This is a genomic window from Brevibacillus brevis NBRC 100599 (assembly GCF_000010165.1).
Taxonomy (GTDB): Bacteria; Bacillota; Bacilli; order Brevibacillales; family Brevibacillaceae; genus Brevibacillus; species Brevibacillus brevis_D.
This window is the reverse complement of the sequence record NC_012491.1, coordinates 4277404-4302287: the sequence shown is the minus strand read 5'-3', so window position 1 is coordinate 4302287 and position 24884 is coordinate 4277404. Positions and strand designations below refer to the sequence as shown.

The 24884-nt window shown below is 48.2% G+C and carries 25 protein-coding genes; 17 read left to right on the top strand and 8 right to left on the bottom strand.

Features of this window, described 5'->3' with window-relative positions; genetic code table 11:
- Positions 1-10: 10 nt before the first annotated feature.
- Positions 11-2080: a YecA family protein gene (locus BBR47_RS20345; protein ID WP_015892317.1), complete on the top strand. Its 2070-nt coding sequence runs from the start codon at positions 11-13 to the stop codon at positions 2078-2080.
- Between the two features lie 71 nt (positions 2081-2151).
- Here the strand turns inward: BBR47_RS20345 and BBR47_RS20340 are convergent, their stop codons facing one another.
- Entirely contained in the window at positions 2152-3369 is a 1218-nt protein-coding gene (locus tag BBR47_RS20340; RefSeq protein WP_015892316.1) for an MFS transporter, read from the bottom strand.
- A gap of 229 nt (positions 3370-3598) precedes the next feature.
- Here BBR47_RS20340 and BBR47_RS20335 point away from each other — a divergent pair, with 229 nt between their 5' ends.
- The 5 genes from BBR47_RS20335 (at position 3599) to BBR47_RS20320 (ending at position 7449) form a co-directional block, all read left to right on the top strand.
- Positions 3599-4552 carry a carbohydrate kinase family protein gene (locus BBR47_RS20335; RefSeq protein ID WP_015892315.1) on the top strand — a complete coding sequence of 318 codons (954 nt, stop codon included), beginning with the start codon at positions 3599-3601 and terminating at the stop codon, positions 4550-4552.
- A gap of 54 nt (positions 4553-4606) precedes the next feature.
- Entirely contained in the window at positions 4607-4744 is a 138-nt protein-coding gene (locus BBR47_RS31360; RefSeq protein WP_007717021.1) for a hypothetical protein, read from the top strand.
- A gap of 229 nt (positions 4745-4973) precedes the next feature.
- Complete coding sequence (locus BBR47_RS20330) at positions 4974-6410, top strand: LCP family protein (protein ID WP_015892314.1); 1437 nt, start codon at positions 4974-4976, stop codon at positions 6408-6410.
- A 176-nt stretch (positions 6411-6586) separates the two neighbouring features.
- Positions 6587-6901 carry a hypothetical protein gene (locus tag BBR47_RS20325; protein WP_015892313.1) on the top strand — a complete coding sequence of 105 codons (315 nt, stop codon included), beginning with the start codon at positions 6587-6589 and terminating at the stop codon, positions 6899-6901.
- A 74-nt stretch (positions 6902-6975) separates the two neighbouring features.
- On the top strand, positions 6976-7449 hold the full coding sequence (locus BBR47_RS20320; protein ID WP_041749546.1) for a hypothetical protein: 474 nt from the start codon (positions 6976-6978) through the stop codon (positions 7447-7449).
- 162 nt (positions 7450-7611) lie between these two features.
- Here the strand turns inward: BBR47_RS20320 and BBR47_RS20315 are convergent, their stop codons facing one another.
- The gene (locus BBR47_RS20315) at positions 7612-8040 is read right to left on the bottom strand and encodes a MarR family winged helix-turn-helix transcriptional regulator (protein WP_015892311.1); all 429 of its coding nucleotides are present in this window, start codon (positions 8038-8040) and stop codon (positions 7612-7614) included.
- Between the two features lie 157 nt (positions 8041-8197).
- On the opposite strand from BBR47_RS20315, the gene BBR47_RS20310 reads away from it, so the two are divergent.
- Positions 8198-9508 (top strand): amidohydrolase family protein, encoded by a 1311-nt coding sequence (locus BBR47_RS20310; protein WP_015892310.1) that lies wholly within the window; start codon positions 8198-8200, stop codon positions 9506-9508.
- Between the two features lie 205 nt (positions 9509-9713).
- A complete protein-coding gene (locus tag BBR47_RS20305; RefSeq protein WP_007729208.1) occupies positions 9714-10130 on the top strand; it encodes a VOC family protein in 417 nt (138 codons plus the stop codon).
- Positions 10131-10210: 80 nt separating this feature from the next.
- On the opposite strand, the gene BBR47_RS31355 is transcribed toward BBR47_RS20305, so the two are convergent.
- On the bottom strand, positions 10211-10354 hold the full coding sequence (locus BBR47_RS31355; protein ID WP_173362207.1) for a hypothetical protein: 144 nt from the start codon (positions 10352-10354) through the stop codon (positions 10211-10213).
- Between the two features lie 179 nt (positions 10355-10533).
- Here BBR47_RS31355 and BBR47_RS20295 point away from each other — a divergent pair, with 179 nt between their 5' ends.
- From BBR47_RS20295 to BBR47_RS20280, 4 genes are all read left to right on the top strand, one after another.
- Complete coding sequence (locus BBR47_RS20295; protein WP_015892308.1) at positions 10534-12537, top strand: FAD-dependent oxidoreductase; 2004 nt, start codon at positions 10534-10536, stop codon at positions 12535-12537.
- Positions 12538-12702: 165 nt separating this feature from the next.
- Positions 12703-12999, top strand: a complete 297-nt coding sequence (locus tag BBR47_RS20290; RefSeq protein WP_016742437.1) for a hypothetical protein — start codon at positions 12703-12705, stop codon at positions 12997-12999.
- 73 nt (positions 13000-13072) lie between these two features.
- Positions 13073-13921 (top strand): YtnP family quorum-quenching lactonase, encoded by an 849-nt coding sequence (locus BBR47_RS20285; RefSeq protein WP_015892306.1) that lies wholly within the window; start codon positions 13073-13075, stop codon positions 13919-13921.
- Between the two features lie 228 nt (positions 13922-14149).
- Positions 14150-15385, top strand: coding sequence for an MDR family MFS transporter (locus BBR47_RS20280; RefSeq protein ID WP_015892305.1), 1236 nt, complete (start codon positions 14150-14152; stop codon positions 15383-15385).
- Here BBR47_RS20280 and BBR47_RS20275 read toward each other — a convergent pair.
- Positions 15377-16165 carry a GDSL-type esterase/lipase family protein gene (locus tag BBR47_RS20275; protein WP_015892304.1) on the bottom strand — a complete coding sequence of 263 codons (789 nt, stop codon included), beginning with the start codon at positions 16163-16165 and terminating at the stop codon, positions 15377-15379. The two genes, BBR47_RS20280 and BBR47_RS20275, sit on opposite strands and share 9 nt — an antisense overlap.
- A gap of 129 nt (positions 16166-16294) precedes the next feature.
- On the opposite strand from BBR47_RS20275, the gene BBR47_RS20270 reads away from it, so the two are divergent.
- The 3 genes from BBR47_RS20270 (at position 16295) to BBR47_RS20260 (ending at position 18744) form a co-directional block, all read left to right on the top strand.
- Entirely contained in the window at positions 16295-17254 is a 960-nt protein-coding gene (locus BBR47_RS20270; protein WP_015892303.1) for an ABC transporter ATP-binding protein, read from the top strand.
- Positions 17220-18215: an ABC transporter permease gene (locus BBR47_RS20265; RefSeq protein WP_041749545.1), complete on the top strand. Its 996-nt coding sequence runs from the start codon at positions 17220-17222 to the stop codon at positions 18213-18215. The genes BBR47_RS20270 and BBR47_RS20265 overlap by 35 nt, the downstream gene beginning before the upstream one ends.
- Before the next feature lie 88 nt (positions 18216-18303).
- Positions 18304-18744, top strand: coding sequence for a small multi-drug export protein (locus BBR47_RS20260; RefSeq protein ID WP_015892301.1), 441 nt, complete (start codon positions 18304-18306; stop codon positions 18742-18744).
- Positions 18745-18782: 38 nt separating this feature from the next.
- On the opposite strand, the gene BBR47_RS20255 is transcribed toward BBR47_RS20260, so the two are convergent.
- The gene (locus BBR47_RS20255) at positions 18783-19241 is read right to left on the bottom strand and encodes a GNAT family N-acetyltransferase (RefSeq protein ID WP_015892300.1); all 459 of its coding nucleotides are present in this window, start codon (positions 19239-19241) and stop codon (positions 18783-18785) included.
- Between the two features lie 147 nt (positions 19242-19388).
- Here BBR47_RS20255 and BBR47_RS20250 point away from each other — a divergent pair, with 147 nt between their 5' ends.
- Positions 19389-19649, top strand: a complete 261-nt coding sequence (locus tag BBR47_RS20250) for a YusU family protein (RefSeq protein ID WP_015892299.1) — start codon at positions 19389-19391, stop codon at positions 19647-19649.
- Positions 19650-19749: 100 nt separating this feature from the next.
- On the opposite strand, the gene BBR47_RS20245 is transcribed toward BBR47_RS20250, so the two are convergent.
- The 3 genes from BBR47_RS20245 to BBR47_RS20235 are packed head-to-tail and all read right to left on the bottom strand — an operon-like array spanning position 19750 to position 23417.
- A complete protein-coding gene (locus BBR47_RS20245; protein WP_015892297.1) occupies positions 19750-21150 on the bottom strand; it encodes a hypothetical protein in 1401 nt (466 codons plus the stop codon).
- A complete protein-coding gene (locus BBR47_RS20240; protein ID WP_007716978.1) occupies positions 21131-21700 on the bottom strand; it encodes an RNA polymerase sigma factor in 570 nt (189 codons plus the stop codon). The genes BBR47_RS20245 and BBR47_RS20240 overlap by 20 nt, the downstream gene beginning before the upstream one ends.
- A gap of 52 nt (positions 21701-21752) precedes the next feature.
- On the bottom strand, positions 21753-23417 hold the full coding sequence (locus BBR47_RS20235) for a DNA repair helicase XPB (protein ID WP_041749544.1): 1665 nt from the start codon (positions 23415-23417) through the stop codon (positions 21753-21755).
- A gap of 141 nt (positions 23418-23558) precedes the next feature.
- Between BBR47_RS20235 and BBR47_RS20230 the strand changes: the two genes are divergently transcribed.
- Positions 23559-24878, top strand: a complete 1320-nt coding sequence (locus tag BBR47_RS20230; RefSeq protein ID WP_041749543.1) for a hemolysin family protein — start codon at positions 23559-23561, stop codon at positions 24876-24878.
- Positions 24879-24884: the final 6 nt, after the last annotated feature.

Sequence of the window (24884 nt, the reverse complement as noted above, 5' to 3'; positions counted from 1 at the left end):
CAAACCCTCTATGTCGGTAGGAAGAAACGAACTGTGCCCTTGCGGGAGCGGAAAAAAATACAAAAAATGCTGTGGGGTAGTCACTCCTATTACGGAGCTGCGTAGCCGCCACGAGCAAAAGCTGCAAAAAGAATACGCTGGCTGGGTCGAAAGATTGAACCATTTTGTCGGCGCAAATGTAACCAGCGAGACGATTCAAGAAGCGCGGAATCGCTTTGCGGAAGAAGTCGACTTGACCCAAGAGAGTGTCGCACGTCCTGAATGGGCAGCGCATTTCTTCAACTGGTGTGTATTGGACGTCAAAACAGGTGGAAGCACGCTGCTTGAGAACTATATCAAACAGCATGGACGTCGGATGGAGCCCGATCTTCGCCGTGCGTTTGCTGGACTGCACCTGAATGTTTATGAAATCGTGGAAGTGGATCGTGATGTCATCACAGTTCAACAACCGATTTCGGAAGAAAAACACTATCTGCTTCGTGCCAATACGTTGGATGTTGTCCCTGGACAATTGATCGTAGGGCGTCTGCTGAATCTCGGTCTGCGTGATATGCTCTTCTCTGGCAGCATCATTTTGCAGCCACATGTCAAGGAAAGTCTGCTCGAGTGGTTACACCAGCATCCAGAAGTAGAAGCAGCGAAGGCAGATACGAGCAAGAGAAGCTATACGACAGAGCTGTATCACTTCATCGTTCAATTTGGTGAAGCGGCAAGCGAGTCAGAAGCACCGAAGCAAGAGTCGCTTCTGCGTCGTACTTATGCGATGCCAGATCGTAAACAGCTGTTGAAAGTAATCGAGTCGAACCCTGCATTTGAGCTGAAAAAGCGGGATGGTGCTCGTGAGACATGGGTATATGCGACACGCAAGGAAGAGCATTTGTTCCCGAATTTAAAGGATGCCTTGCTAGAGCTTTATGAAGTACAGGCAGAAGTGATTTTGCAGGATGACAGCCTGATTCTGGAAGGGTTCGCACCGCAGTTGGACGAAGTCGCTGAGACTTTACTGCTGCTTGCATTTGAGAACGAAGAGGAGATTCGCGTTCTTACTTCAACTGGCTCTCGTTTGTCCAAAGGAACTCTGTTTATCACGAGTCAGCCTACTTTGCCACCAAAAGTGTTGCAGTGGGCAGTCCAAACCTATTTTGCTGAAAAATGGCTGGTTACTTCCCATGAACAGCTCGATGATTTGGCTCCACTTTTGGTTGCGGCTACTGAAAACGAGGCGCTGCATGAAAAACTCCACAAGCTGATGGAGCAAATGGAACAGGATCATAAAATCGGACAAGGCTTGGCTCGCTTTATCCGAATGGACATGCTTCGTCCGCGCCTCTCGTTGTCAAATGACAGCCTGCATGTGCATAACCTGTTGCGCCGTCCGTTGATCGAGGGATTGCCGGAGAGTGTGTACACCGTACATCCTGACAGACTTGCGGACATCAATCGCTTCGTACAAGAGATGACCGATGGCAAGTCAGAAGCAACCGTCAAAAAGTACGATGAGGTCATGAACAATTTCCGTTCATTCGTCAGAGGAGCGTTTGGCCCATCTTTCACATGGGAGCAGTTGCGCAGAGAGGACCTGGTATATTTCCTCGTCCACGACATTTTCACGCGCACGGACGCAACGACCAAAACGTTGGCAACCAATCTGATGTCTGTTTTGACGGCGTTCTTCAAGTGGCTGGATAAGCAAGGACCATACGCGCTTTATCCTGTCATGCAGCCATTGTTCGTCGAGTTGAAGGAAACATTGCCGGAGTCCTATCGCTTACGTGGTGTGCTGGAAAAAGAAGCGACTCAAAATCTTTACAGCAACCCGATGGCGATCAAAGATATCACGGAAGAATCCATGCTCGTGCAAGAGATCACTTCATCTGGCTGTACGGCAAAACGTGCGAATGGCGAGACAATCAAGCTGTCGATTGGCGCTGAATTGGGTGCTTTGCTGGCAGCAGATTGGCTGATCCATGGCGTGTTCGGTCAAGGTGAGGACGGTACTTGGAGACTGTATGGTACGCCTGAAGTGTATCCGCCAGTTATTGCCCAAGTGCTGGGCGCACCAACAGGTGTATTGGTTTAGAGCCCTTAACATGAAGAAAACCCGAGGATTCGTGTCCTCGGGTTTTTGTTTTGACTTTTTCTTGGTCTAGATTAGTGAGCCCATTCGCGGAGTGTCTTGTCTTTCGGCAGTAAAAAGCCCATAAATCCAGTCAACGGGAGGAACGAGCATAACAGAATGACGAAGCTCAGACTGTAGAGATCGGCGAGATAGCCGAATACGAGAGCGCCCATGCCGCCCATTCCAAAGGCAAGCCCGATAATCAGCCCGGATACGGTACCTATTTTGCCAGGCAATAGCTCCTGCGCATATACGACTGTGACGGAGAAGCTGGAAAGCATGATAAAGCCGCTGATCACGAGCAATGGAAAGGCCCAAAATCCAGAGACGTAAGGCGTCAGTAATGTCAGTGGAAGTGAACCGAGAGTGGAAATGATAAGCAAGTTTCTTTTTCCGAATCGGTCAGACAGCGGTCCGCCAAAAAATGTTCCAATCGCTCCCGCGAAAAGAAAACCAAAAATGACGAGCTGGGCATTGGCATAATCCATATCTTTCACATACATCAAATAAAACTGGTAAAAGCTTTGGTAGCCAGCATTCATCCAGGAACGCACACTGACGATGACAATCAGGAGGCCTAAGGCAATCAGCCGCTTGTTCAGATTCGTATACGTAACAGGTGCGGCAGTAGCCTTTTTCAAACGCTGTTGCCCACGATACCAGAGAGCAACATAGAGCAAGATGCCGCTAGCTAATAGCGCGGGCAGCAGAAACCAAGCGGCCCCTGTCTGTCCCAGGTTCGCAAAGACCAGGATGGTCATCAAGGGAGCGAGAGCTTGCCCAGCATTTCCCCCCACTTGAAAAATGGATTGCCCCAGCCCTCTGCGAGGACCTGATGCCAAGTGGGCGAAGCGTGAGGCTTCTGGGTGGAAGATAGCTGAACCAATCCCAACACAGGCAACTGCTGCGAGAACAAAATAGTAATTGCCGGAGAAAGCGAGTGCCAGCATCCCCAATCCCGATACGATCAAAGCCAGTGGTGGCAATATAGGGATCGATTTGCGATCGGAGTAGTAACCGACAAATGGTTGCAAAACAGATGAAGTAAGATTCATGACGAGCAAAATCATTCCGACTTGTGTAAACGTCAATGCTAGATTCTTCTCCACAATAGGGAGCAGTGCAGGGATGACCGCTTGCAAACTGTCGTTTAACAGATGCGCAATGCTAATGGCAAATAGCATGCGATAGACAGTTGGTGCCGCAGTCCCTGCGGGTGTTGAGTGAATGGGTGTCGACGAGGCACTCATGTCAGTTCATCCCCAACCTTTCTTTCGTAACTTACTTTTTTGTTTTTTCAATGTAGCACGGATTCTACAGAACGTCATCCATGAATACTGGGAATATGATGGTCGAAAATAAAGGATTTGATCTGTCAGGAAGTTTTTAAAAAGGTAGGTAAAAAGGGAGACGCTGTCGAACAAAAGAGAAAAGCACAATGGACTAGACCATGAGCAGAACGCTAGGGGGAATGCTGGAATGCTGGAAGGTATAACAGAATACTGGCTATGCGTGGGAGGAGCCAATGTTGACGTGCAGGGAGTCACCTCTGCCAGACTGTTGCCTGGAACAAGTAATCCGGGTGAAGTGCATCAAGAGGCTGGCGGCGTAGCTCGAAACGTGGCGGAAAATCTGGGATGGCTAGGAGAAGAAGTGCAGCTGTTTGCTCTGGTAGGAGAAGACGCAGACGGCGAGTGGCTAAGACAGGTCACTGCAAATAGTGGAGTAGCTACTCATGGCATGTTGCGAATCGCAGGGAAATCGACTGGTCGCTACTTGGCTATTCGTGATCGTGACGGTGAATTGTACACGGCTGTTGCGGATATGGAACTAAATGAAGAGTGGCCAGCCGATATTATCCAGCAAGGTCTCAAACGCTTGCCACAGGCCGCAGGCTTGTTTCTGGATGCCAATCTTCCCGTCGAGGTTATGCGGGTATTCTTGACGGAAGCCAGAAGACTCGACAAAAAGATCGTCGTAGATCCTGTTTCTGTGAAAAAAGCAGAAAAATGGAAAGGGATGCTTGAAGGCGTTCATATACTTGTCACCAGCATTGATGAACTGGAAGTGTTAGGTGGCCAAACCCTTCATTCTTATAATGATGTGGAAGAATGCGCGAAAAAATTAGTGGCAGAAGGTATTCATCAGGTCATGGTCATTTGTGGGGAAGCAGGGCTGTGGCTGTGCACCGCACAGGAGGAAAAATGGCTTGCTGCACCAATTATGCCGATCCGAGAGTCCGCGGGGGATGCGTTTGCTGCGGGTATCATTTATGCGCAAAACAAAGCGTTGTCCCTTGTAGAACAAGCTGCTTTCGGCGTTGCTCTGGCCGAGATGAGAACAAAGGGAAACGGACGATATGATATCGATGTCCTTTTGGCACGAAAAGATTACTATGCCGCAAAAGAAAGACAGATCCTCAGCAGAGAATGAAAATACATAGCTTGACGTACACTACCCGTTAGTTACAGAGGAGGAGTGTATGTCATGGAAAAGAAATCGAATGATGTGAATGGAAAACAAGAGAGCCATGTTCGGCAGGGCGGAGATTCACACCGCTCCAAAAACAAGCGTCCTGAGGGTCCTGTACAAGGATTTAGTCAGGCACCACGCGGCTTGCAATAAGCCAAAAATGATATATGCAACTAAAGTCCCCTTATCGACAAAAAGATGGGGGACTTTTCGTTTAAAGGAACATTTTTCTACAAATGCAGACAACGATATGGTACAATACCTGAATCAGAGTATTGCCAACTGAAGAAAATAGTGGTGCATATTGTCGAGTGGCACAATTCAAAATCGTGCCTCCCTTTACTTTGTCAAAAAGCGTGCGCGAACAAGGAGACTGATTCATATGCCAGATACTGTTGTGAAAACACGCGCTTCAGCTTCTCGAAAGAAACAGCCGAGCCGTAATCGAAAAATACGTAAACTCGTGGTATCCATCACATTGATGACCTTGCTGCTGGTTGGCGGTGTGGCTGGAGCGATTTATTGGAAAATTGAAGACACTCTGACGGAAGTAACGAACCCTGCAAACAGCGGATTTACTTCGCCAGTATCCCAAAATACCGATCCCGTTTACTACTCGGATAAGCCAATGTCGTTCGTATTGCTTGGTTCTGATTCCCGTCCTGAAACAGGTTCCATGAATACAGACGTAATGATCGTGGCAGTTGCCAACCCGAAGACGAAGAAGGTTACCATGGTATCGATCCCGCGGGACACACGAGTCAAGATCCCGGGCTATCGCGACTACCATAAGATCAATTCTGTCTATGCCAATGGCGAAGCAGAACGCAGGCAAGCAGAGCGCAAAAACCAGACGGTTACTGAAGACGGTATTTCCTTAACGAAGAAAACGTTGAATGAAATACTGGGTATTCCGATTGAGCATTTTGTAGCCATTGATTTCGATGGTTTCAAAGCCGTCATTGACGAATTAGGCGGTGTGGAAGTCAATGTGGATCGCAGACTGGTATACGATGATCCGACTGACGATACACACATCAATCTCCAGCCAGGACTTCAAAAGTTGAATGGCGAGCAAGCACTTGGTTATGTACGACATCGTCACGACAACCGTGGAACGAAGTACTATTCCAGTGACTTCGACCGCAACCGTCGCCAACAAGAAGTCATCAAGGCAGTCGTGGACAAAACGGCCTCTCTTGAAGGCTTGACAAAGATATTTAATGTCATGGACGTAGGCGCCAAGAATATACATACCGATCTTTCCAAGGATCAGATCAAAGGCTTGGCCTACGATTTCAAAGGATTTAATTCCTCTACGGTCACTGCATTGGATAATGGGGCATATTGGAGCGGAGGATATACGTATCTCGAAAAAGAAAAGCTCGAGACTGTTCGCAATTCCTTGCAATCAGAGATGGGAGTGACAGGGAGCGTCGTAGCGTCGCTCAACAATTCCCCGATACTCGGTACTGGTGAAGCGGTTGCGACTAGCAACAAGAAGAGCGTCAAGAAGAAAACGACAGAATCAGCAGCGTCAACGAAACATAAAACGGAGGCTCCGAAAGAACAAGAGCCGATGAATCCGACCGACGATCAAGACGGTATGGCAAATGAAGGCGCAATGCCGCCACCTGATGTCGTAAACACAGAGGGGCAAGGTCAGTCGACAGATCAAGGTCAGGGAGCACAGAAGCCTGCGACTGGTGCAACACAAACTGTACCAGGTAATAACGCTACTCCACCGCCGGATATCATCCCGCCGACCAGTCAGGATGCTGGTCCCACAACTACAGATGGTCCGAGCACGAACTCCTAACGAGTACGAAAAACACCCGTTCATCACGAGCGGGTGTTTTTTATTTGTCGATTCATCATAAATTTTTAAAAATTCGTTTATGGAAAAGGTTTAGAAAACACCAATTTCGTGGTACAATAATAATATGCTGATAAGACAGATTAATCAGATAATTATTACTGACTGGAGGGATTTCTATGACGATTTTCTTGGTGAACCTGTTCTTGGTGATTGCTTTTGTGTACCTGATCAGCCGCCAACAAAATGAAGAGTTTGTGTACGATGAAGATTTTTTCCTCCAGAACCCTTCAGCTTTGGAAGAATATCAGCAGATGCCGATTGATTTCCAGCACGCCTTTTTCCGCAAGCATAAAGAGTGGATTAAGGAAAAATATATGCGCGGAGAAAGCTACATTTTAGGCTACTGTCCAAACAAAGAAGTACGTCGTGCGTGGCTGTCCGAATTCATGAATCAAAAAAATATCAACAATACACCGACCCCTTCCTCGTGAAGGGGTTTTTCGCATTTGTAGGACTCGTGCTATACTGCTACGAGAGAATATGGTGAAACAGGAGGAAAAAGTACGTGCTACAATTCATGGTGGAAAAACTAAATCAACAGTTACATACGCATGGAATGATTTCGGATATCGTCTTGCGCTCGGATCATTCGTTGCTGGAAGAATCGGAAGGGCAAGAGGTTCTGATCACGTTTTCCGAGGCGGAGGACGAGAAGCAACCAACGGCTACCATCCATCTGTTTACACTTGCAGAAGAGGACAGCTGTGAAATTGAAGTGGAAATTGACTATCCGTATAGCTTGCAAGATGAGGAGATTCAACAGCTATGGACGCAAGCAAAAAGCTTGATAGCGGAGTGCTCGTTGACAGAAAAGCGCCGCTTTGTGGAGCCTGGTAAGCAGATAGGAGCGAATGTCGTGCTGGATTATCACTTTGTCGTGGAAATGCCGCGAACAGAAGCGGAGGAATTGGCATTTACAGAAACCATCGCAAAATTTTCCGCGGATTTGGGGATACTCGTCAAACTCGGCACAGAATAAATAGGTTGTCCATGCAAAGAGCTCAGGCTTAATCTTATCAAGAACTAAATTGAAAAAAACAATAAATGGCGGACATATATTATACATGTATAGTATGTGTCTGCCATTCTTGTCATTCAACTATTGTCTCCAAGCGACCTTCGATGCAGATTCCAACCGAATTTATAAGCGTTCATTAATTCTAATCAACAATTCCTTCAAGGTTTGCTTCTCCTCTTCGGTAAGGACTTGAGTGATTTCGTCCTCCACCTTTTGGAAGGATTCATTAAAGTCTTCAATCAATTCAACGGCTTTTGGTAAAACATAAATATTTTTTTGCCTTTCATTATTGGCTGGGATTTTACGCTCGATAAATCCTCTTTGCTCAAGACCTTGAAGCATACTTGTAATGCTAGCCCCGCGCAGATGAAACCGATCAGCAAGATCCCTCTGAATTAATCCAGTTTCTTGCTTCTCGTAGATATAGCCAATTACTTTTCCTTGTTGGGCGTTTAATCCTAACTCTTTTATGCTATCGTCCGCTTTTTTCTTTAACTTAAGGCCAATAATCTGAAACAAATCCAGATAAGGCGTATACTTGCGAGGCTTCATGATCGTACCTCCCTATATTGTTAGAAAACTAACTGTAAGCAAATAAACTATACAGAGATCCAGCTTTCGTGTCAAATAAAAGTTAGTTCATTGACAGTTAGATAACTAACAATTATACTCCGAATTGTTGAATGGCAAACACTTGGGAGGAATTCAAATGGAGAAGGTAGCTCAACATGCTGCGTTAGAACCAGTTACGGCGATTACAAATGTACGGATCTTTGATGGAAATCAAATGATTGCCCCCAGACATGTTGTCATGAAAGGGGAGTCCATTATTTCAGTGGGTGGAGACATTCCGGCAGATGCTACGATTATCGATGGAGAAAATGCGACACTGATGCCTGGTCTGATTGATGCACATGTCCATACCTCCATCGGAGGATTACGAGATGCCCTAAAATTCGGCGTTACAACAGAACTCGAAATGAACGGCGATTTTACGAAAAGAGGGCGAGAGATTCAGTTGAAAAATGTGAATGGCGTCGCAGACGTCCGTTCTGCTGGCACAGCGATCACCGCTCCGGGCGGACACCCAGATGAATTACTGCCGGATGGAGATGAAATACCAGAATTCGTTTTAAAGGAACTAGAGAAGCTATCGGAGGAAGACCGAGAAGCGATGTTGGCTGCATACGCTCACAATCACGAAGAAATACCGCAAGTGACGACGGTGGAAGAGGCGATTAAACATGTGCATACGCAAGTGGAAAATGGAGCCGACTATATTAAGATCATGATTGAAGAAGGAACGGTCATGGGTGCACCTGGCCTGCCTGTACTAAGCGACGAGATTCTGAAAACAGCCGTGACAGAAGCCCACAAGCTCAATAAGTTGGTCATCGCCCACGTCTTGACGGCTCGTTCATCGCAAGAAGCCATCGATTTTGGAGTCGACGGTTTGGGTCACTTGTTTATCGACAGACCCGCGTACACGTCCGCGCTAGTGAACTCTATAGCAAGTTCAGGCGCTTTTGTTACACCGTGCTTGGTATTGAATTCATCTATTATTGGAAATCCAGCATCGGAATTGGCGAATGATCCGCGTGTTCATTCCAAATTAAGTCCGGATTGGATCGATATCTTGAACTCCAGTTTCAATACGTTTCCACAAGGCAATATGGAGAACAGCTTTCAGAATGTGATGGACCTACACCGTGCCGGAGTTGATATTCTGGTAGGGACGGATGTCGCTCCGGTTCCCATTCCGAGTCTTGGCGGCCTTGCTCATGGAGCCAGCGTCCATCATGAAATGCAATTGCTGGTGAAGGCCGGGTTCACTCCGATAGAAGCGCTTCAGTCGGCTACCTCGAAACCAGCCCGTTGCTTTGGTCTTGTCGATCGCGGCCGTATTGCCGAGGGTGCGCGCGCTGACCTTATACTCGTAAACGGTGATCCGATAACCAACATCTCAGATACCCTGTCCATTAAAGCCGTATGGTTCAAAGGTGTACAGATACTAAATTAATCAAAACACTTTTGTGGTAGGGCACTCTTCGAGGTAGATGTCCAGAGATAATAAAGTTCTAGACTGGGGCCACGTTAAAATAGCGGGCAGGATAGTATGAACAACTCACGCATTACTAGGATTGGAACCATGTCCCTCGGCTGTCGTCTATATAAACGAAGGCAAAAATGAACACAAACTAATTTGACGAAGAGGTGTTTTGAAAATGGCATTAACGTCCGCATTCACGAGCTTCAACCTGCCTGTAAAAAACGTAGAACAATCGAAAGCGTTCTTCACCGGACTCGGATTCGAGCTCAACCCGCAATTCCCCGAGAACGAGAATTCGGTAGCCATCGTGATCGGCGACAACCTACAGGTCATGCTGATCAATCAAGCATTCTTTAATACGCTCACGGAGAAGGAATCCGTCGATACGAGCAAGTATGCGCAGATGACGATCGCATTGGCCTTCGAGAGCCGGGAAAAGGTCGATGAAATCGTGAATACTGCGGTCTCCTTGGGCGGGAAGTTGCACGCTGAACCTGAGGATCATGGGTTCATGTATCATTGGGGCTTCGTGGACTTGGACGGCCATCTGTGGGCCATTAACTACATGAACATGGATGCGGCACAAGGTTAAGGCTAACGGAGAGCACGCTCGTACTAGGGGTTCAAAAAGAAAGACGCCGGGCATCTTCCCCGGCGTCTTCTTCGCGATGATTAGTTTTGTTCGGTAGAGGCTTTGAAATTGTCCATGATCGCTTGCCAGCCTGCTTGCTGGAGCTCGACGGGATTGGAGCTTTCCGCGTGGAACGTTTCAATGACCTTCGTCTCATTCCCTTGATCGACGAAAGCAATATCCACTCTTCTTCCGTCTTCCATGGAAACACTAAGAAAACTTTATTATTGAGTTTAGATCCGTGGATGGCTTCATTCTGACGACTCCCGCTTTTATAGTGAGGAAGAAGGAATATAAAGAGAAGAGAGAGAATCGTATAGATAATGAAAATGAATGAGCATTCACTCGTTAGGGGGCGTTTAACGTGGAACTTTCAAAAGTATGGGAACCGATCCAAATTGGGTCGATGACGTTGCCAAATCGGATTATGATGGGGTCCATGCACGTCGGGTTTGAGAAGCTGCAGAATGGTGTAGCGCGACTTGCTACTTTTTACGCAGAGCGTGCGAATGGAGAGGCTGGTCTGATCGTGACAGGAGGGGCTGCCGTACATCCAGAGGGCGGCATGGGCAACGAGTATTGCAATGTATACCAAGACGAGGATATCGAGAAATTGCGCCTGATCACGAAAGAGGTTCATCAAGCCAATGGGAAAATTGCGTTGCAGCTGTTCCATGCCGGGCGTTATGCGTACAAGGAAGCGACAGGATTAGACCCGGTAGCACCATCGCCATTGCAGGCGCCGATTAACCGTTGGAAGCCGAGAGAGTTACGCGCTGAGGAAATCGAAGCGACGATCCAGTGCTTTGCTGATGGTGCCGTCCGCGCCAAAAAAGCTGGCTTTGATGCTGTAGAAATTATGGGTTCGGAAGGATACTTGATCAATCAATTTTTGTCCCCTGTGACCAATAAGCGAGAAGATGAGTGGGGTGGGGACTTTTTACGCAGAGCGCGTTTCGGCATCGAGGTGGCTAAGCGTGTCCGCCAAGCAGTGGGACTGGATTATCCGATCATCTACCGGATGTCGGGATTGGACTTGATGCCAGATAGTACGACGATGGAAGAGACATTGCAATTTGCCAAAATGCTGGAGGAGGCAGGGGTTGATGCTCTCAATGTCGGAATTGGCTGGCATGAATCACAAGTACCGACGATTGGCATGATGGTGCCGCGTGGAGCATATGTATGGGTGGCGCAGCAAGTTAAGCAGATCGTGAACATCCCGGTTATCGCCAGCAATCGAATCAACGACATGCGTCAGGCTGAAACGATTTTGTACGAAGAATACAGTGATATGGTTTCAATGGCCCGACCATTTTTAGCGGACCCGTATATCGTTCAAAAAAGTAAAGAAGGACGTTTTAATGAAGTAAACACATGTATTGCATGCAATCAAGCCTGTCTCGACCATATTTTTGATGGGAAGGTAGCCTCCTGTCTGGTCAATCCACTTGTCGGCAGGGAAGCAGAGTGGCGGTTGGTTCCGGCGGAAAACGGCAAGAAGGTAGCTGTAATCGGTGCGGGACCTGCTGGCTTGGAGGCAGCTCGCGTGCTGGCAGAGCGAGGGCATCAGGTGGTCATCATGGAGGCCAAAAAACAGATCGGTGGACAATTAAACTACGCCAGACAGGTGCCAGGTAAAGAGGAGTTTAATGAAACGCTTCGCTATTATCAGACAGAGCTCGCGCGTCTTGGTGTCGAAATCAGGCTGGGAACACTGGCAGAGGCAGAGGCACTGATAGAAGAAGGTTTTGCAGAAGTTGTCGTGGCAACGGGAGTCATTCCGCGGCGTCCAGAGATTCCAGGTGTGGAGCTCGGACATGTGAAGGGATATGATGCGGTATTTGAAAAGCGCGCCAAAGTAGGTAGACAAGTGGTTATCGTCGGTGCGGGAGGAATCGCGTGTGATTTGTCCCATTTACTGATGCACGACGAAACGATCTCACCGAAGGCAGCGGAGTACTTGCAGGAGTATCGGATTCTGGACGGAAGAGCTGTACAGCAGCTGCAACAAAGAAAACGAAAAATCAGCATGCTGCGGCGTGGGAAGCATGTCGGATCGGGCTTGGGCAAAACGACGCGCTGGGCGGTTCTCGCCAACCTGAAGCGACGTGGCGTAGAGATGCTGACACAAATTGAATACAGCCGAATTGCAGAAGAAGGGGTATATTTCATTCAGAACGGGGAGGAACGCATGATACCGGCTGATACGGTCATTGTAGCGGCTGGAGCGACCCCCAACAATTCGCTATACCACGCATTGCTTAATCGGCTGCCTGTACACCTCATAGGTGGGGCTAAAGAAGCGGGAGAGCTCGATGCCAAGCGAGCTATTTTGGAGGGTGCGACCGTCGGAAGAGCGATTTAAGGTGCTGAAAAGATTTTCTATTTCGAAAACAAAAGGAATCGGCTATGATTAAGAAAAGGATGTCGTCTTTTTAGAAGTTTTGTCGAATCGCTTTTCAATCTCCGCTAATTTTTGCAAAATGAAGTTATACTGTTCAAATTCATTTGATTGGGGGCTCTCGCCTTGATGAACCATAATGGCATTCTCTTAGGGAAACGTTACTTCCTGTACTCGTTAGCACCGCTAGTAGAGGTGGAGGGATGGACGTTTACGATAGCCCCGGGGTTTAAGTTGATCGCGGGCGGGAGTGCCAATCCGTTACAGACACTAATCAGCGTTTACCGAGAGAATGAAAAGGTAGCGCAACTCGTGCTTCATCATAGACGTAGTGATTCAGATGTCACTGTGCAGGCTGTATCGAGTGATCTCCTGTTAGAAATCGCCCCGGCGACTAGAACTGTAAGTGTAGCAGAAAAGCTGTAGGCACCCTGAACGGGGTGCTTTTCGCTTTCGAACTTCAATCATCATTCCGAGCAATCGAGGAGGCGTCAGGATCATGGTAGGGAACGAATGGCAGGTAGGTCAGTTTCAATTGTCTTGGCTGAGAGGTGGACTCACGAAGCTGGACGGGGGCGCAATGTTTGGAGTGGTGCCCAAGCCGCTTTGGAGCAAAAGATACCCATCCAATGATCTGAATCAAATCCCTTTGCGTGCTGACCCGATCCTGGTACAGGCTCATGGCAAGCGTATTTTGATTGAATCGGGTATGGGAAATGATCGGCTTACGGAAAAACAGAAGCGCAATTTTGGCTTGGAGGAAGAGTCTCAAGTGGTGGAATCTCTCGCTGCGAAAGGGTTGACTCCTGCCGATATTGATATTGTCATCATGACACATATGCACTACGATCATGCCAACGGACTTGTCTCTATACGTGATGGACAACTTGTTTCTACATTTCCACAAGCCGTCATCTACGTTCAGGAGCAGGAGTGGGCGGAGATGAGAGAGCCGAATGTTCGCTCGAAGAATACATATTGGGAAGAAAACTGGCGTCCGATTGAGAAGCAGGTGAAGACGTACGGCGCTTCGCACGAAGTTGTGCCGGGAATCACGCTTCATCATACAGGAGGGCACAGCCAGGGACATGCGATCGTCCGGATGGAGACAGAGGGGCAGCTGCTTTTGCATCTGGCGGACATCATGCCTACACACGCTCACCAAAATCCATTATGGGTGATGGCCTACGACGACTACCCGATGACCTCCATCTATGCAAAAGAAGAATGGATCATCAACGGGATCAAGCAAGGCGCTTGGTTCACGTTTTACCACGATAGCGTTTACCGTGCAGTGAAATGGAACGAACAGGGAGAACTGATTGATCGTGTAGAAGTGATGTTGTAAAAAGGATTGGCAAAGACCGTCAGTGTTTTCTGGCGGTCTTTTGCGTTGTCTACGAGAAATGTGTCCAACCCTATCGAAATTTTGATTACTCTCATAGAAAAGTTTCATAATCAAAAAATTTTGAATGCTCATTGACGAACGACCAATGCCTCTCTACAATGGGAACATCACAGAGCATCTGTTCTGGCAGAGGTGGGAGTGCATAACAGTAGTGGGGAGAGAGAGAAAATGAGCTGGATCAAGATGCGTTTACAGGAGTTTCACCCGATCGTCTGGTCATTAGTCGTCGGGACCGTGTTCGTTAGGGCCGCCAGCTCGATGAGCATGCCGTTTTTGTTTTTATACTTGTCCAATCAAACAGATATGAGCTTGGCAATGATCGGATTGACGATTGGAGCAGGACCGCTCGCGGGTACAATCGGAGGCTTTTTTGCGGGAGCATGGTCGGACAGAATAGGGCGCAGGCGAGTCATGCTAGGCGCGTTGTACGTGTGGACGCTCGTGTTTGTCGGGTTTGCGCTTAGTAAAGATCCTTGGGTTCTCCTATTTCTCAATATAGCAGGGGGACTCTGTCGATCCTTCTACGAACCGGTCTCACAGGCGTTGATGGCAGATGTAACGCCACAAGAGAAGAGGCTTCGTGTATTCGGTATTCGCTACATGGCGATTAATGTTGGGGTAGCGGTAGGGCCTATCGCAGGGGTAGTACTCGCCAAAAGCTCTGTCGCTCTGCCTTTCCTGGTGACTGCACTGATTTATCTGATCTATGTGATTAGCCTGCAAGGATTATTGAACAAGTTCGGCATTAAACAAATTGAAGGTCAAAAGAAAGAAGTCGTTACATTCAGCCGTGCATTCAGTGTAATCGTGAATGACAAAGCGTTTCGCTTGTATATGCTCGCTGGTGTTTTAGGAGCGATTGGCTACTCGCAGATGTCTTCTACGCTGGCCAAATTCGCAGAAATGACGGTCGTGAATGGAACCGAGCTGTTTGCCATCCTGATGACCGTCAATGCGATCGTCGTTGTCATGATGCAGCTTCCGTTGACGACTTGGGCAGAAAAAAAGACGCCTCTCACCGCAATATTGGTGGGAAACGTCATGTATGCGGTTGGTGACGTAGGTTATGCCTTTGCCAATTCGTGGCTGATTTTCATTGTGGCGATGGTATTTTTCACGATTGGCGAAATCCTTACGTTTACCGCAGGGGACGTCCTGATCGACCGAATGGCCCCAGAGAATATGCGGGGCAGCTATTACGGTGCGAAAAGCTTCAGCAACCTCGGTCAGTTCATCGGTCCGTGGATGGGTGGATTGCTGTTAGCACATTACGGAGGTACGACCTTGTTCCTGGTGGTAGCAGCGACTTCGATGATGAGCAGTGCCTTCCAATGGGCGGGTGCTCGGGCCTTTGAGGCAACCCGAGGCAAATCCTTTCATGAAGCGAGGGGTGAATCACTCTAACGCTTGCAAGATACGATCCGCCATTCGTTTATAGCCATCAGCATTCGGGTGGAAGTGATCTGTATACAAGTAGTTTTGTTCCTTACGCAAGAACAAGTCGTAGGTCGGCACCACGAAAACTTGTGGGTACCGTGAGGCGATTTGGGATGCGTGATTGTTCCAGTCGAGCACAGGCCCGATGGTGTCGACGGCTGCTTCGGTATTGCCAAAAGGATTGTACAGGGAAGTGTAAACGATTGTAGCCGTCTTGTTGACGCTACGAATCTGTTTGAGAATCTCTTCATAGTTGACCGCGAGCTTATTAAGAGCCGTGGTCACTTTTTCTTTTTCAATGGTATACAGCCCGCCCGTCTGCCTGAACAAGTCGTTGCCGCCGATGGTAAAAAGAATCAGATCGGCTTCAGCGAGCAGCTTCTTCACTTGCTCCTGGGACATTTGCTTGAGCAGCTCAGATGATTCCTGACCATTAATCGCGAGGTTTGTGAACGTAATCGAATGGCCCGATTTTTTCTCCAATGCTTGGCGAACGAGTCCGACGTAGCCCTGGCCGTTTGCGTCTCCGGCACCGCGCGTGAGAGAATCCCCTAGTGCGACTACTTTGTGGACGCCCTTTTCTGGTAAAGGTGAGGGTGGCTGCTCTTTTTGCACAGGTGGGCTTGCTGTGGACGGTGCTAACTGCTGTGGATTCATCGCGAGGACAAACCCTGTCGCAAATAAGAGAAAGGAGAGTAAAGACAAGAGACCTGCCGTGCGCCAAAGTAATTGGCCGGATTTGCGCATCAGGTATCCTCCTATTCGTTGTAAAGTGTATGGTCATGGTATAATGTGGATGGACATCTTATGACAGTGTATCATAAACACAACGCCATCGTCAGTTGACGAGGGGAGACTCAGATAGGAGGGCGTACATTGGCCGAAACGGTCCTCTCAGTAAAAGGATTGCAAAAAGCGATTGGCAAAAAGCCGATCATTCATGATATTACGTTTGACGTTTTCGCCGGAGAGGTATTTGGATTTCTCGGGCCGAATGGCGCAGGCAAAACCACCACAATCCGCATGCTCGTTGGATTGGCAAAGGCCGATGGGGGAGATATTCGCATTGGAGGCATCTCCCTTCAAGAACAGTTTCCACAAGCGATTGCGCAGGTTGGTTGTATCGTCGAAAACCCGGAGCTGTACAAGTTTTTGACGGGCAGAGAGAATCTGGAGCAGTTTGCGAGAATGAGTGGCGGTATAACGGCTGAGCGTATTGAGGAAATCGTCCGATTCGTTGATTTGGAGCGGGCGATTGATGATAAGGTAAAAACGTACTCACTCGGAATGAGGCAGCGCCTGGGGATCGCGCAGGCACTTTTGCACCGGCCGAAAATATTGATCCTGGACGAACCGACGAACGGCTTGGACCCAGCGGGGATCCGTGAGTTGCGCCAGTTTATTCGCAAGCTTGCCGAGGAAGAAGGGCTCGCAGTCTTCATTTCGAGTCATCTTCTCAGTGAAATCGAGATGATGTGCGACAGGGTGGCGATTATCAGCCAAGGGAAGGTCATTTCGGTTGGATTAGTCAAAGAACTGATGGAGCAGTTTGCTGATCAGGTCGATTGGACAATCCCGTCTTCCCATATACAAAAGGCCGAGGAAATCCTGCGAAATCTACCAGCAGTGACAGAGGTGTGGGTGGTCAGTGAAGAGCGCCTGAAATCACGCATGGATGTAGAAAAAGTGAGCGAGGCTAACCTAGCTTTGGTTAATGGCGGTATACCTGTGATGGGAATAGCGACGAAGACGGTTACACTGGAAGACCTGTTCCTTACATTGACGGGAGGAGGGGGAAGTCATGGAGCAGAACATGGTGGGGCTCGTACAGAATGAAACCATAAAATTGCTGCGCAGGCGCCGTTTTCTCGTCGTCGTGCTGATCTTGGCGATTCTGATCCCGATTTTTACATACGCACAGTACCGTTCGGTTGTTACTGCACAAGAACGAATGGGGACAACCGACTGGCGTCCGCTATTAACCCAACAAATCGTCGATATGCAAAACAGGCTGGCATCAAGCCGTCTTCCCGAGGAGTGGCGGGATTTTATCAAGGTCAGGATCGCGCAGCAGCAATACTATTTGGATCATGACATTAACCCGATGGCACCGGGGGGGCCTACTTTCGCCCGTGGCTTTATGGACCAAGCCATTTCGATGTTTTTGCCGATGATTATCGTCGTGCTCGCGGTTGACCTTGTATCTTCTGAGTTTAGCGAGGGGACGGTCAAGCTGCTATTAACGCGACCCGTAAGGCGGTGGAAGGTACTGACCAGCAAATACATCACCCTTCTGCTGTTTACCTCTCTCACGGTTCTTACGACACTGATTCTTGCTTATTTGCTCTCTGGGGTCGTGTTTGGCTATTCCGGTTGGGATCTTCCTATTTTGACTGGCTTTGAAGTATCGGGAGGAGAGCTCGAGACATCTGGGGCTTTCATGCTGCCGCAATGGCAATTTTTGCTGATGCAGTATGGTCTAGGCTGGTTCGTCTGCATCGTGGTTGCTACGGTAACGCTTATGGTCTCAGTTTTGGTTCGGAGTGCGGCTGCGGGGATGGGAATTATGATGGCAGCGTTAATTAGCGGAACGATCCTGACGCAGATGGCATCCTCCTGGGAATCGTCCAAATACTTGTTCGTGGTAAACTTGCAGCTGACGGATTATCTCAATGGAACACTGCCTCCGATTAAGGGGATGACGTTGCCGTTCTCGTTGACCGTGTTGAGTGTATGGGCGATCGCAGCACTGATCATTGCGTACGCGGCCTTTATCCGTAGAGATGTCACATCCTAATTTGACTTTTTTCGTTACTTTTCTCCAAGTCTGCTCGTCTTTACCATGACGAAAGAAAAAGACAGCGAGAGGGGAAAGGCGAAACAGAATGGATGTATTATGGAAAGCAGGCTCGGTGACACTATCTGGCATGTTTGAGCTGTGGGCAGCAATCCCTGTAGGCTTTATGTTGCAGCTACCACCGGTTCTGATCGGAATCTTTAGTGCGGTGGGTGCAATTATCAGCGCAGGTGCTGTTATTTTCGTGGGAGGTTCATTGCGCAATTGGCTTTTAAAGCGTGTAGAGAATCGCAGCAAGCGTCAAGGGCGCATGTGGCAGATTTGGGATAAATACGGAGTGGTCGGCCTAGGTCTGACTTCGCCGCTTTTAACGGGAGCCCCACTAGGAGCTGCTATTGGTATCTCGCTGGGAGCCCCTACGAAAAAGCTTATGCTGTGGATGTCCGTGGGCATTATTATCTGGAGTGCGCTATTGACGGCAGGAGTGGCTTTTGGTCTTTTGCAATTCATGGTACCAGAAACAAAATAGCTAGATGCATGAAAACCGCCAATTCTGGCGGTTTTTGTTCATAATGAGAGTCTGTAAACAATCTCTCCACCGTATACGTCGCCAGTTTCTTCAAAACCGGATTGACTGTATAAATGTCTTGCACCTGCATTGTCCGGGCATACGGTCAAGTTCACAAATCGGCTTTGCGGGAAACGGTTCCGTACTTTATCTACGATCGCTGAGAGGGCTGCTCTGCCATATCCTTTGCCTTGGTACTGGTGATCAATCAAAAAACCATTGAACCAGTAACACCAATCTGTGGAGGCGTCATAAGCAATCATGACAAACCCAACCATTTTATCAGCGTCATATAGACAGAATGGTTCATAGGCGCAGTTGTCACCGTCAGGACGGATATGAACCTTCGCCAACGAAACGGCAACAGAGGGGACGAAGCGCTGCTGCTCGTCCTGAACCTGCAAGCGTAATGCATCCTGCCAGTTATCTCTGGTTGTCGGAACTAATCGAATAGTCATGTCTTTGATAAGTCTTCACCTCGTTCATCTTGATAGCTTAAGCGTAACCGATCCCACCTGAAAAATCTTCCTTTTCCGCGTGGGCGTTTTTTCGTAAAATAAACCAAGGATACAAATAGAAGAGTTCCCGAAAGTGAGGTAACTGGCATGGACGAGAAAAAAGAAGCGTTGGTCCCTGAACTGGAGGATCTAGTTCGTAAATTTACAGAGCTGTTGACAGGAGAAGCGACTCCTGAGCGCGTAGAAATGGTAAAAGTATGGTGCCTGTACACGACAATGGCAAAAGCGATGCCGCCGCTGATTCAGCATTGGGGAAGCGAGCCTGAACATATGGAAGCACGAAATCAAATTCGGGAAATCATCGAGCAAATCAAGCAGTGGAATCAGGAGAAAAATCAAAAGCACTAAAGATAAGAAAAACGCTGTCTCTTGTTGAAAGAGAGCAGCGTTTTTTTACTTCAATCAAAAGGCTAACCAGCGTGGAGGCATCCATTCTCCTTGGTCAGTTTTACGGATTCCACGTGATATGCTTGGCAGCATCCATTAATTCATTTAAGGTGACACCGTGTGCCGTCATTACGACATACAACGATTGATTGTCGGATTTAGCATTAAAATGAGCCGCGTGCTGGGCAGTTGATGCTTTTGAATCCGTTTGATCAAATGAAACAGCGATGGCTTGCTCTCCGTTGACTGCAAACAACTGAGTAGCCGAGAAAGTACCTGGGATAGAGAGGCTACGCTTGCCTTCTGTATTACGCACAACATCTATGCGAATCCAGTCGTTGTTCCGCTTGTAATCTGAAGTTAAGCGAGTCACCTTCTGGCTGGTTTCCGATTCATATTGGACCGATACTGTACTCATCGAGAACCCATTCGGTGCTTGCGACAGGGCAGGTACGGGCATATCTGATGCTTGTACAGCGGTATTCAAATCAGTGAACGAGGATAGTGTAATGGGCTGCTTCGCTACCGCTGGCAACGCTGGACCCACTAATGCGTTCTCAGTTGTACCCCCATCAGCCGTGTCTGGTTCCGCTTGGGAAGCCATCCCAAAGGTCATAGGATTCTCAGCAGCAGCGCCATTGGCTTCCTTAGCGGCTATATGGTTACCAGTATTTGCTGACTCCGCTGGAACTTCTGATTTCGCTTTAGCCGCTTGATCAGCTGTGTTCCCCTGTAATCCCCGAGATGCCACGCTGTTCTGCCCGTCTTTATTTACCGTATGTGACTCTGGTGTGGCTGCTTTTTCCTCTGGTTTCACCATCGCAATCGCATTGTTCGATTGGGGAGGTGATGTAGGAGGTGTATCTTTTTTAGGTGCAGTTGGAGCGACCTGCGATTGTGTAGCAGCAGACTCAGAATTGCTCTCTGCCTTTTTCATCGTAGGGCTGTCAGCAGCTACTGGTTGAGAAGCGATTGCAGGTGCTGGAGCCTGTGTTGCCGATTTTGATTCCGCGTCGAATGCAACTATGTTCTTGTTGATCTGATCGTCTTGTATCCCGTTTTCTTGTGTGGCAGCCATTTGATTACTACTCGGTGCCAGTTGTTGGTAGCCGACGAAACCAACTGCGAGCAAGACAGCCGCTGCGCTAACCCAGGCGTATGAAGGGAAGCCTTTGGTCCAACGCTTGTTTGGTTTTGAAATCACTGTGCTCGTTTGTTGCTCTGAAGATGCAGTAGCGGCGTGAGGGGGTACACCTTTTCCGGCGGTCTGGTAGATTGCTTGCATGATTCTGTCTTCCAGGTTCGCTTGAGGTATTGGAACCTCCTTCAAGAACTGCACCTCCTCTTCTGTTGTCATTTGCGTTTCTATCCAAGCGATGCATTCGTCACAGGTTTCAATATGTGAGTGCGAATCGCTATCTGTGTCATCTAGCCATGCCTTTCTAAATGCCTGGCAGTTCATGTACGAGCCCCCCTTCCTTGCGGGATAACAATTTTGCGAGTTCCTGACGAGCACGCAAGTAACGGACACGAGCTGTAGATTCGGCGATGCCGAGAAGTGTCGCTATCTTTTCAAACGGATATTCGTGCGTACAGCGAAGGACGATCACTTCTCGATAAGAATCTGACAGTAAGGCAAAGGCTTCCTGAATTTCTCGACGTTGCTCTTTTGTCATGAGCGATTCCTGAGGGGATTCGTCCCGTGTATTAGATGGCACATAGGCCAATTGTTCATCCGAGTCATGATACTTTCGGCGACGCAAGAAGTCGATGCTCTTATTTCGGGCGAGCGTATGTAACCAAGAAGAAAACTGGCTGTCTCCACGGAATGTCGACAATTTTTCATACGCTTTTACAAATACTTCTTGAGTAAGATCCTCTGCATCAGAGCGATTGTTTACCATTTTGTAAATGAAAACATAGATCATATGCTGATATCGCTGGATGAGGTCGCGATACGCTTCGATGTCGCCTTGAAGAATCCGCTGAATGATTTCGGCGTCGGATTGCATTGAATCTTTGGCCTCCCTTCCCTCTATGAGACGCTGGTTATTCGTAAACGTTTCAGACCAGCGTTTCGATTTCTATAATATCGTATGGATAGCCCTGTTCGACCAGAAAAAGCTGGCGATGGAGCGAAAACTCCTGCTCTCTCGTGTCTCGTGTTACCAATGTATAAAAATGGGCAGTGTTGTCGTCTGTTTTGGGCCTTAAGATACGTCCCAGGCGCTGTGCCTCTTCTTGTCTGGAACCATACGTCCCGGAGATTTGGATCGCGACGTTGGCATCCGGCAAATCAACCGCAAAGTTGGCTACCTTAGATACGATCAGGCGTGTAATTTCCCCTTTTTTAAACTGCGTGTACAAAACCTCACGTTCTTTGTCCGGTACTTTTCCTGTAATGAGTGGCAGTTGGAGGGCCGTTGCCATCTGCTCAAGCTGATCGATATATTGCCCGATGATCAAAACGCGATCGTGGGCGTGCCTCTCCAAGAGCTCGCGGACGACCTCCAGTTTTTTTGGATTTTCCGCTGCAATGCGAAACTTTTGGCGGGCGGTTGCATGTGCGTAAGCCTCCCGCCACTTCGGCTCAAAGGGGAGTCGAATTTCTCGGCAATGCGCCTCTGCGATCCAGCCTTGCTCTTCCATGACTTTCCACGGAACCTCGTACTTTTTTGGACCAATCAGCGTGAAAACATCTTCCTCCCGCCCGTCTTCCCGAACAAGAGTAGCCGTCAGCCCAAGTCTGCGAGTGGCTTGAATCCCAGAAGTTACACGAAAGATGGGTGCAGGCAACAAATGCACCTCATCGTAAATAATAAGCCCCCAGTCGCGCTCTGAAAAGAGTTTCAGATGAGGAAAATCATCTTCGGCGGTGGGGCGGTATGTAAGAATTTGATAAGTTGCCACAGTTATTGGCTTGACTTCTTTGTTGTCACCAGTGTATTCCCCGACCATATTTGGATCAAGTCCTGTTTTGTCCAAGAGCTCAGCGATCCACTGGCGAACCGATGTCGTATTCGTGGTTAATATGAGGGTGGCTGTTTGCAACTGGCAAATGGCACCGAGTCCAATGATTGTTTTTCCAGCACCACAGGGGAGGACGAGAACGCCGCTGCCCCCAGTCACAGCGCCTCCGGAATAGAAGGCATCGACAGCTTCTTTTTGATAAGAACGCAAAGAGAATGCTCTGCCTCGGGATGTCGTTTCCCGTAAGCTAACTGCACAGGATTCGCCTTCTGTATAGCCCGCCAAATCTTGAACAGGAAACCCGAGCTTGATCAGCTCTTGTTTGATTAGTCCGCGCGCATAGCTTTTGATGACGAACTCATTCTCAAAAAGAGCAGCGATTGATTTATAACTGGTTACCTCTGTTAAAAGAAGTGGGTCTTCACTCATTAATACGAGTTGATCACCAATGCGTTCCAAACGAAACAAGCCGTATTTTCGCATCGTATCTTCAATTTCTTTAACGATGGTTGGCGGGACACCGTACTTGCTGTAGTTGCCAAGCACGTCTGTTACCTCTTGTGATGTAAGACCGGATGCAGCTGCATTCCAAAGCGATAAAGGGGTGATCCGATAGGTATGGATGTATTCTGGGTTTTTGATTAGCTCAGTAAAACCACTGATAGCTTGTCTGGCCTCGTGAAAGAAAGGATGCTGTGTTTCCAACAATATCGTCCGATCGCTTTGAACGATCAAGGGCAGGTCTGGACGGTAGGACAATAGACTCACCTCGTTGCAAAAGGCATAGGAATCAGCACTATGGTATCACAATCTCAAAAAGAAAGAAAAACGAACAGGTAACATTTTGGCTATGATGGGAAACAATATCCCAAAGCATGGACGGAAAGGATGGCGGGGAGCATGGCAATTTGGGGTAGCTTGTTTAATTTGATCTTGGTCATGATCCTCGTACTCCTGAACGGGTTCTTTGTTGCGACTGAATTCGCGATCGTAAAGGTAAGGGAATCGCGCATTGCACAGCTCGCAGCAGAAGGAAACAAGCGCGCTGTTGACGTCGAGAGAGTCCTGCACAATTTGGATGCCTACCTCTCCGCGTGCCAACTTGGGATTACGCTGGCTTCATTAGGACTCGGTTGGTTGGGAGAGCCTGCTATCGCGCATCTCTTGCATCCAGTTTTTGGTTACTTCCATTTAAATGAAACGGTTGTGACCAGTATTTCCTTTATTATCGCTTTTTCGTTGATTACGTTTTTGCATATCGTGCTGGGGGAGCTGGCTCCGAAGACATTGGCGATTCAATACTCCGAGAAGGTGGTACTGGCAGTAGCCAAGCCGATCCAACTCTTTTACAAAATCATGTATCCCTTTATTCAAATGCTGAACTGGTCCGCGAGTCATTTTCTTGGGCTTTTTCATATATCGTTGGAGCCGCATCAGGAAGCACATACAGAAGAAGAGATACGCATTCTTGTCAATGAAAGTCATAAAAGCGGCTTGATTGATCAAACCGAGCTGATGCTGGTTGATAATATTTTTGATTTCTCGGAGACGATGGCGAGAGAAATCATGGTTCCGCGTACAGATATGGTTGTCTTGAACCTGCGCGATCCTTTTGACGAGAACGTCAAGCATGTCCAAAACGGACGATTTACCCGCTATCCAGTAGTGGATGGTGACAAGGACCATGTTGTCGGTAGTTTACATATCAAGGATATGCTGACGGGGCTTCTGGAAGGAGAGAGCCATGATCTTCAGACCTTCATGCGCCCGATTTTGACGGTACCGGAGACGATCTCGATCAGCCGGTTGCTGACCATGCTGCAAAAACAACGAGGGCAAATGGCGATTATCATTGATGAGTATGGAGGCACTGCCGGACTGGTGACCCTCGAAGATATAATGGAAGAAATTGTTGGAGACATCCAGGACGAGTTTGACGATGAACGCCCAGAAGTAGAACGTAGTGACGGCATGCTGTCATTGGACGGGCGTATGTTATTGGAAGAAGCGGGCGATTATCTGGACATCGAATTGGAGTCGAGCGATGTGGATACGCTTGCTGGCTGGATTTACATGCAGATCGACCATCCGCCGCGCGTGGGGGATCGGGTAAGAGAAGGAAAGTACGAATTTATCGTGGGAGAGGTCGATCATTACAGAATCACCCGGGTCTATGTAAAGAAAGTCGGCAAAGCAGAGGAAGAAATCAGTTCCACGTAAGGGAAG

Coding starts and splice junctions, on each gene's coding strand:
- BBR47_RS20345 (WP_015892317.1), top strand. CDS start 11: ATGTCGGTAGGAAGAAACGAACTGTGCCCTTGCGGGAGCGGAAAAAAA.
- BBR47_RS20340 (WP_015892316.1), bottom strand. CDS start 3,369: ATGAGTGCCTCGTCGACACCCATTCACTCAACACCCGCAGGGACTGCG.
- BBR47_RS20335 (WP_015892315.1), top strand. CDS start 3,599: ATGCTGGAAGGTATAACAGAATACTGGCTATGCGTGGGAGGAGCCAAT.
- BBR47_RS31360 (WP_007717021.1), top strand. CDS start 4,607: ATGGAAAAGAAATCGAATGATGTGAATGGAAAACAAGAGAGCCATGTT.
- BBR47_RS20330 (WP_015892314.1), top strand. CDS start 4,974: ATGCCAGATACTGTTGTGAAAACACGCGCTTCAGCTTCTCGAAAGAAA.
- BBR47_RS20325 (WP_015892313.1), top strand. CDS start 6,587: ATGACGATTTTCTTGGTGAACCTGTTCTTGGTGATTGCTTTTGTGTAC.
- BBR47_RS20315 (WP_015892311.1), bottom strand. CDS start 8,040: ATGAAGCCTCGCAAGTATACGCCTTATCTGGATTTGTTTCAGATTATT.
- BBR47_RS20310 (WP_015892310.1), top strand. CDS start 8,198: ATGGAGAAGGTAGCTCAACATGCTGCGTTAGAACCAGTTACGGCGATT.
- BBR47_RS20305 (WP_007729208.1), top strand. CDS start 9,714: ATGGCATTAACGTCCGCATTCACGAGCTTCAACCTGCCTGTAAAAAAC.
- BBR47_RS20290 (WP_016742437.1), top strand. CDS start 12,703: ATGAACCATAATGGCATTCTCTTAGGGAAACGTTACTTCCTGTACTCG.
- BBR47_RS20285 (WP_015892306.1), top strand. CDS start 13,073: ATGGTAGGGAACGAATGGCAGGTAGGTCAGTTTCAATTGTCTTGGCTG.
- BBR47_RS20280 (WP_015892305.1), top strand. CDS start 14,150: ATGAGCTGGATCAAGATGCGTTTACAGGAGTTTCACCCGATCGTCTGG.
- BBR47_RS20275 (WP_015892304.1), bottom strand. CDS start 16,165: ATGCGCAAATCCGGCCAATTACTTTGGCGCACGGCAGGTCTCTTGTCT.
- BBR47_RS20265 (WP_041749545.1), top strand. CDS start 17,220: ATGGAGCAGAACATGGTGGGGCTCGTACAGAATGAAACCATAAAATTG.
- BBR47_RS20260 (WP_015892301.1), top strand. CDS start 18,304: ATGGATGTATTATGGAAAGCAGGCTCGGTGACACTATCTGGCATGTTT.
- BBR47_RS20255 (WP_015892300.1), bottom strand. CDS start 19,241: ATGACTATTCGATTAGTTCCGACAACCAGAGATAACTGGCAGGATGCA.
- BBR47_RS20250 (WP_015892299.1), top strand. CDS start 19,389: ATGGACGAGAAAAAAGAAGCGTTGGTCCCTGAACTGGAGGATCTAGTT.
- BBR47_RS20245 (WP_015892297.1), bottom strand. CDS start 21,150: ATGAACTGCCAGGCATTTAGAAAGGCATGGCTAGATGACACAGATAGC.
- BBR47_RS20240 (WP_007716978.1), bottom strand. CDS start 21,700: ATGCAATCCGACGCCGAAATCATTCAGCGGATTCTTCAAGGCGACATC.
- BBR47_RS20230 (WP_041749543.1), top strand. CDS start 23,559: ATGGCAATTTGGGGTAGCTTGTTTAATTTGATCTTGGTCATGATCCTC.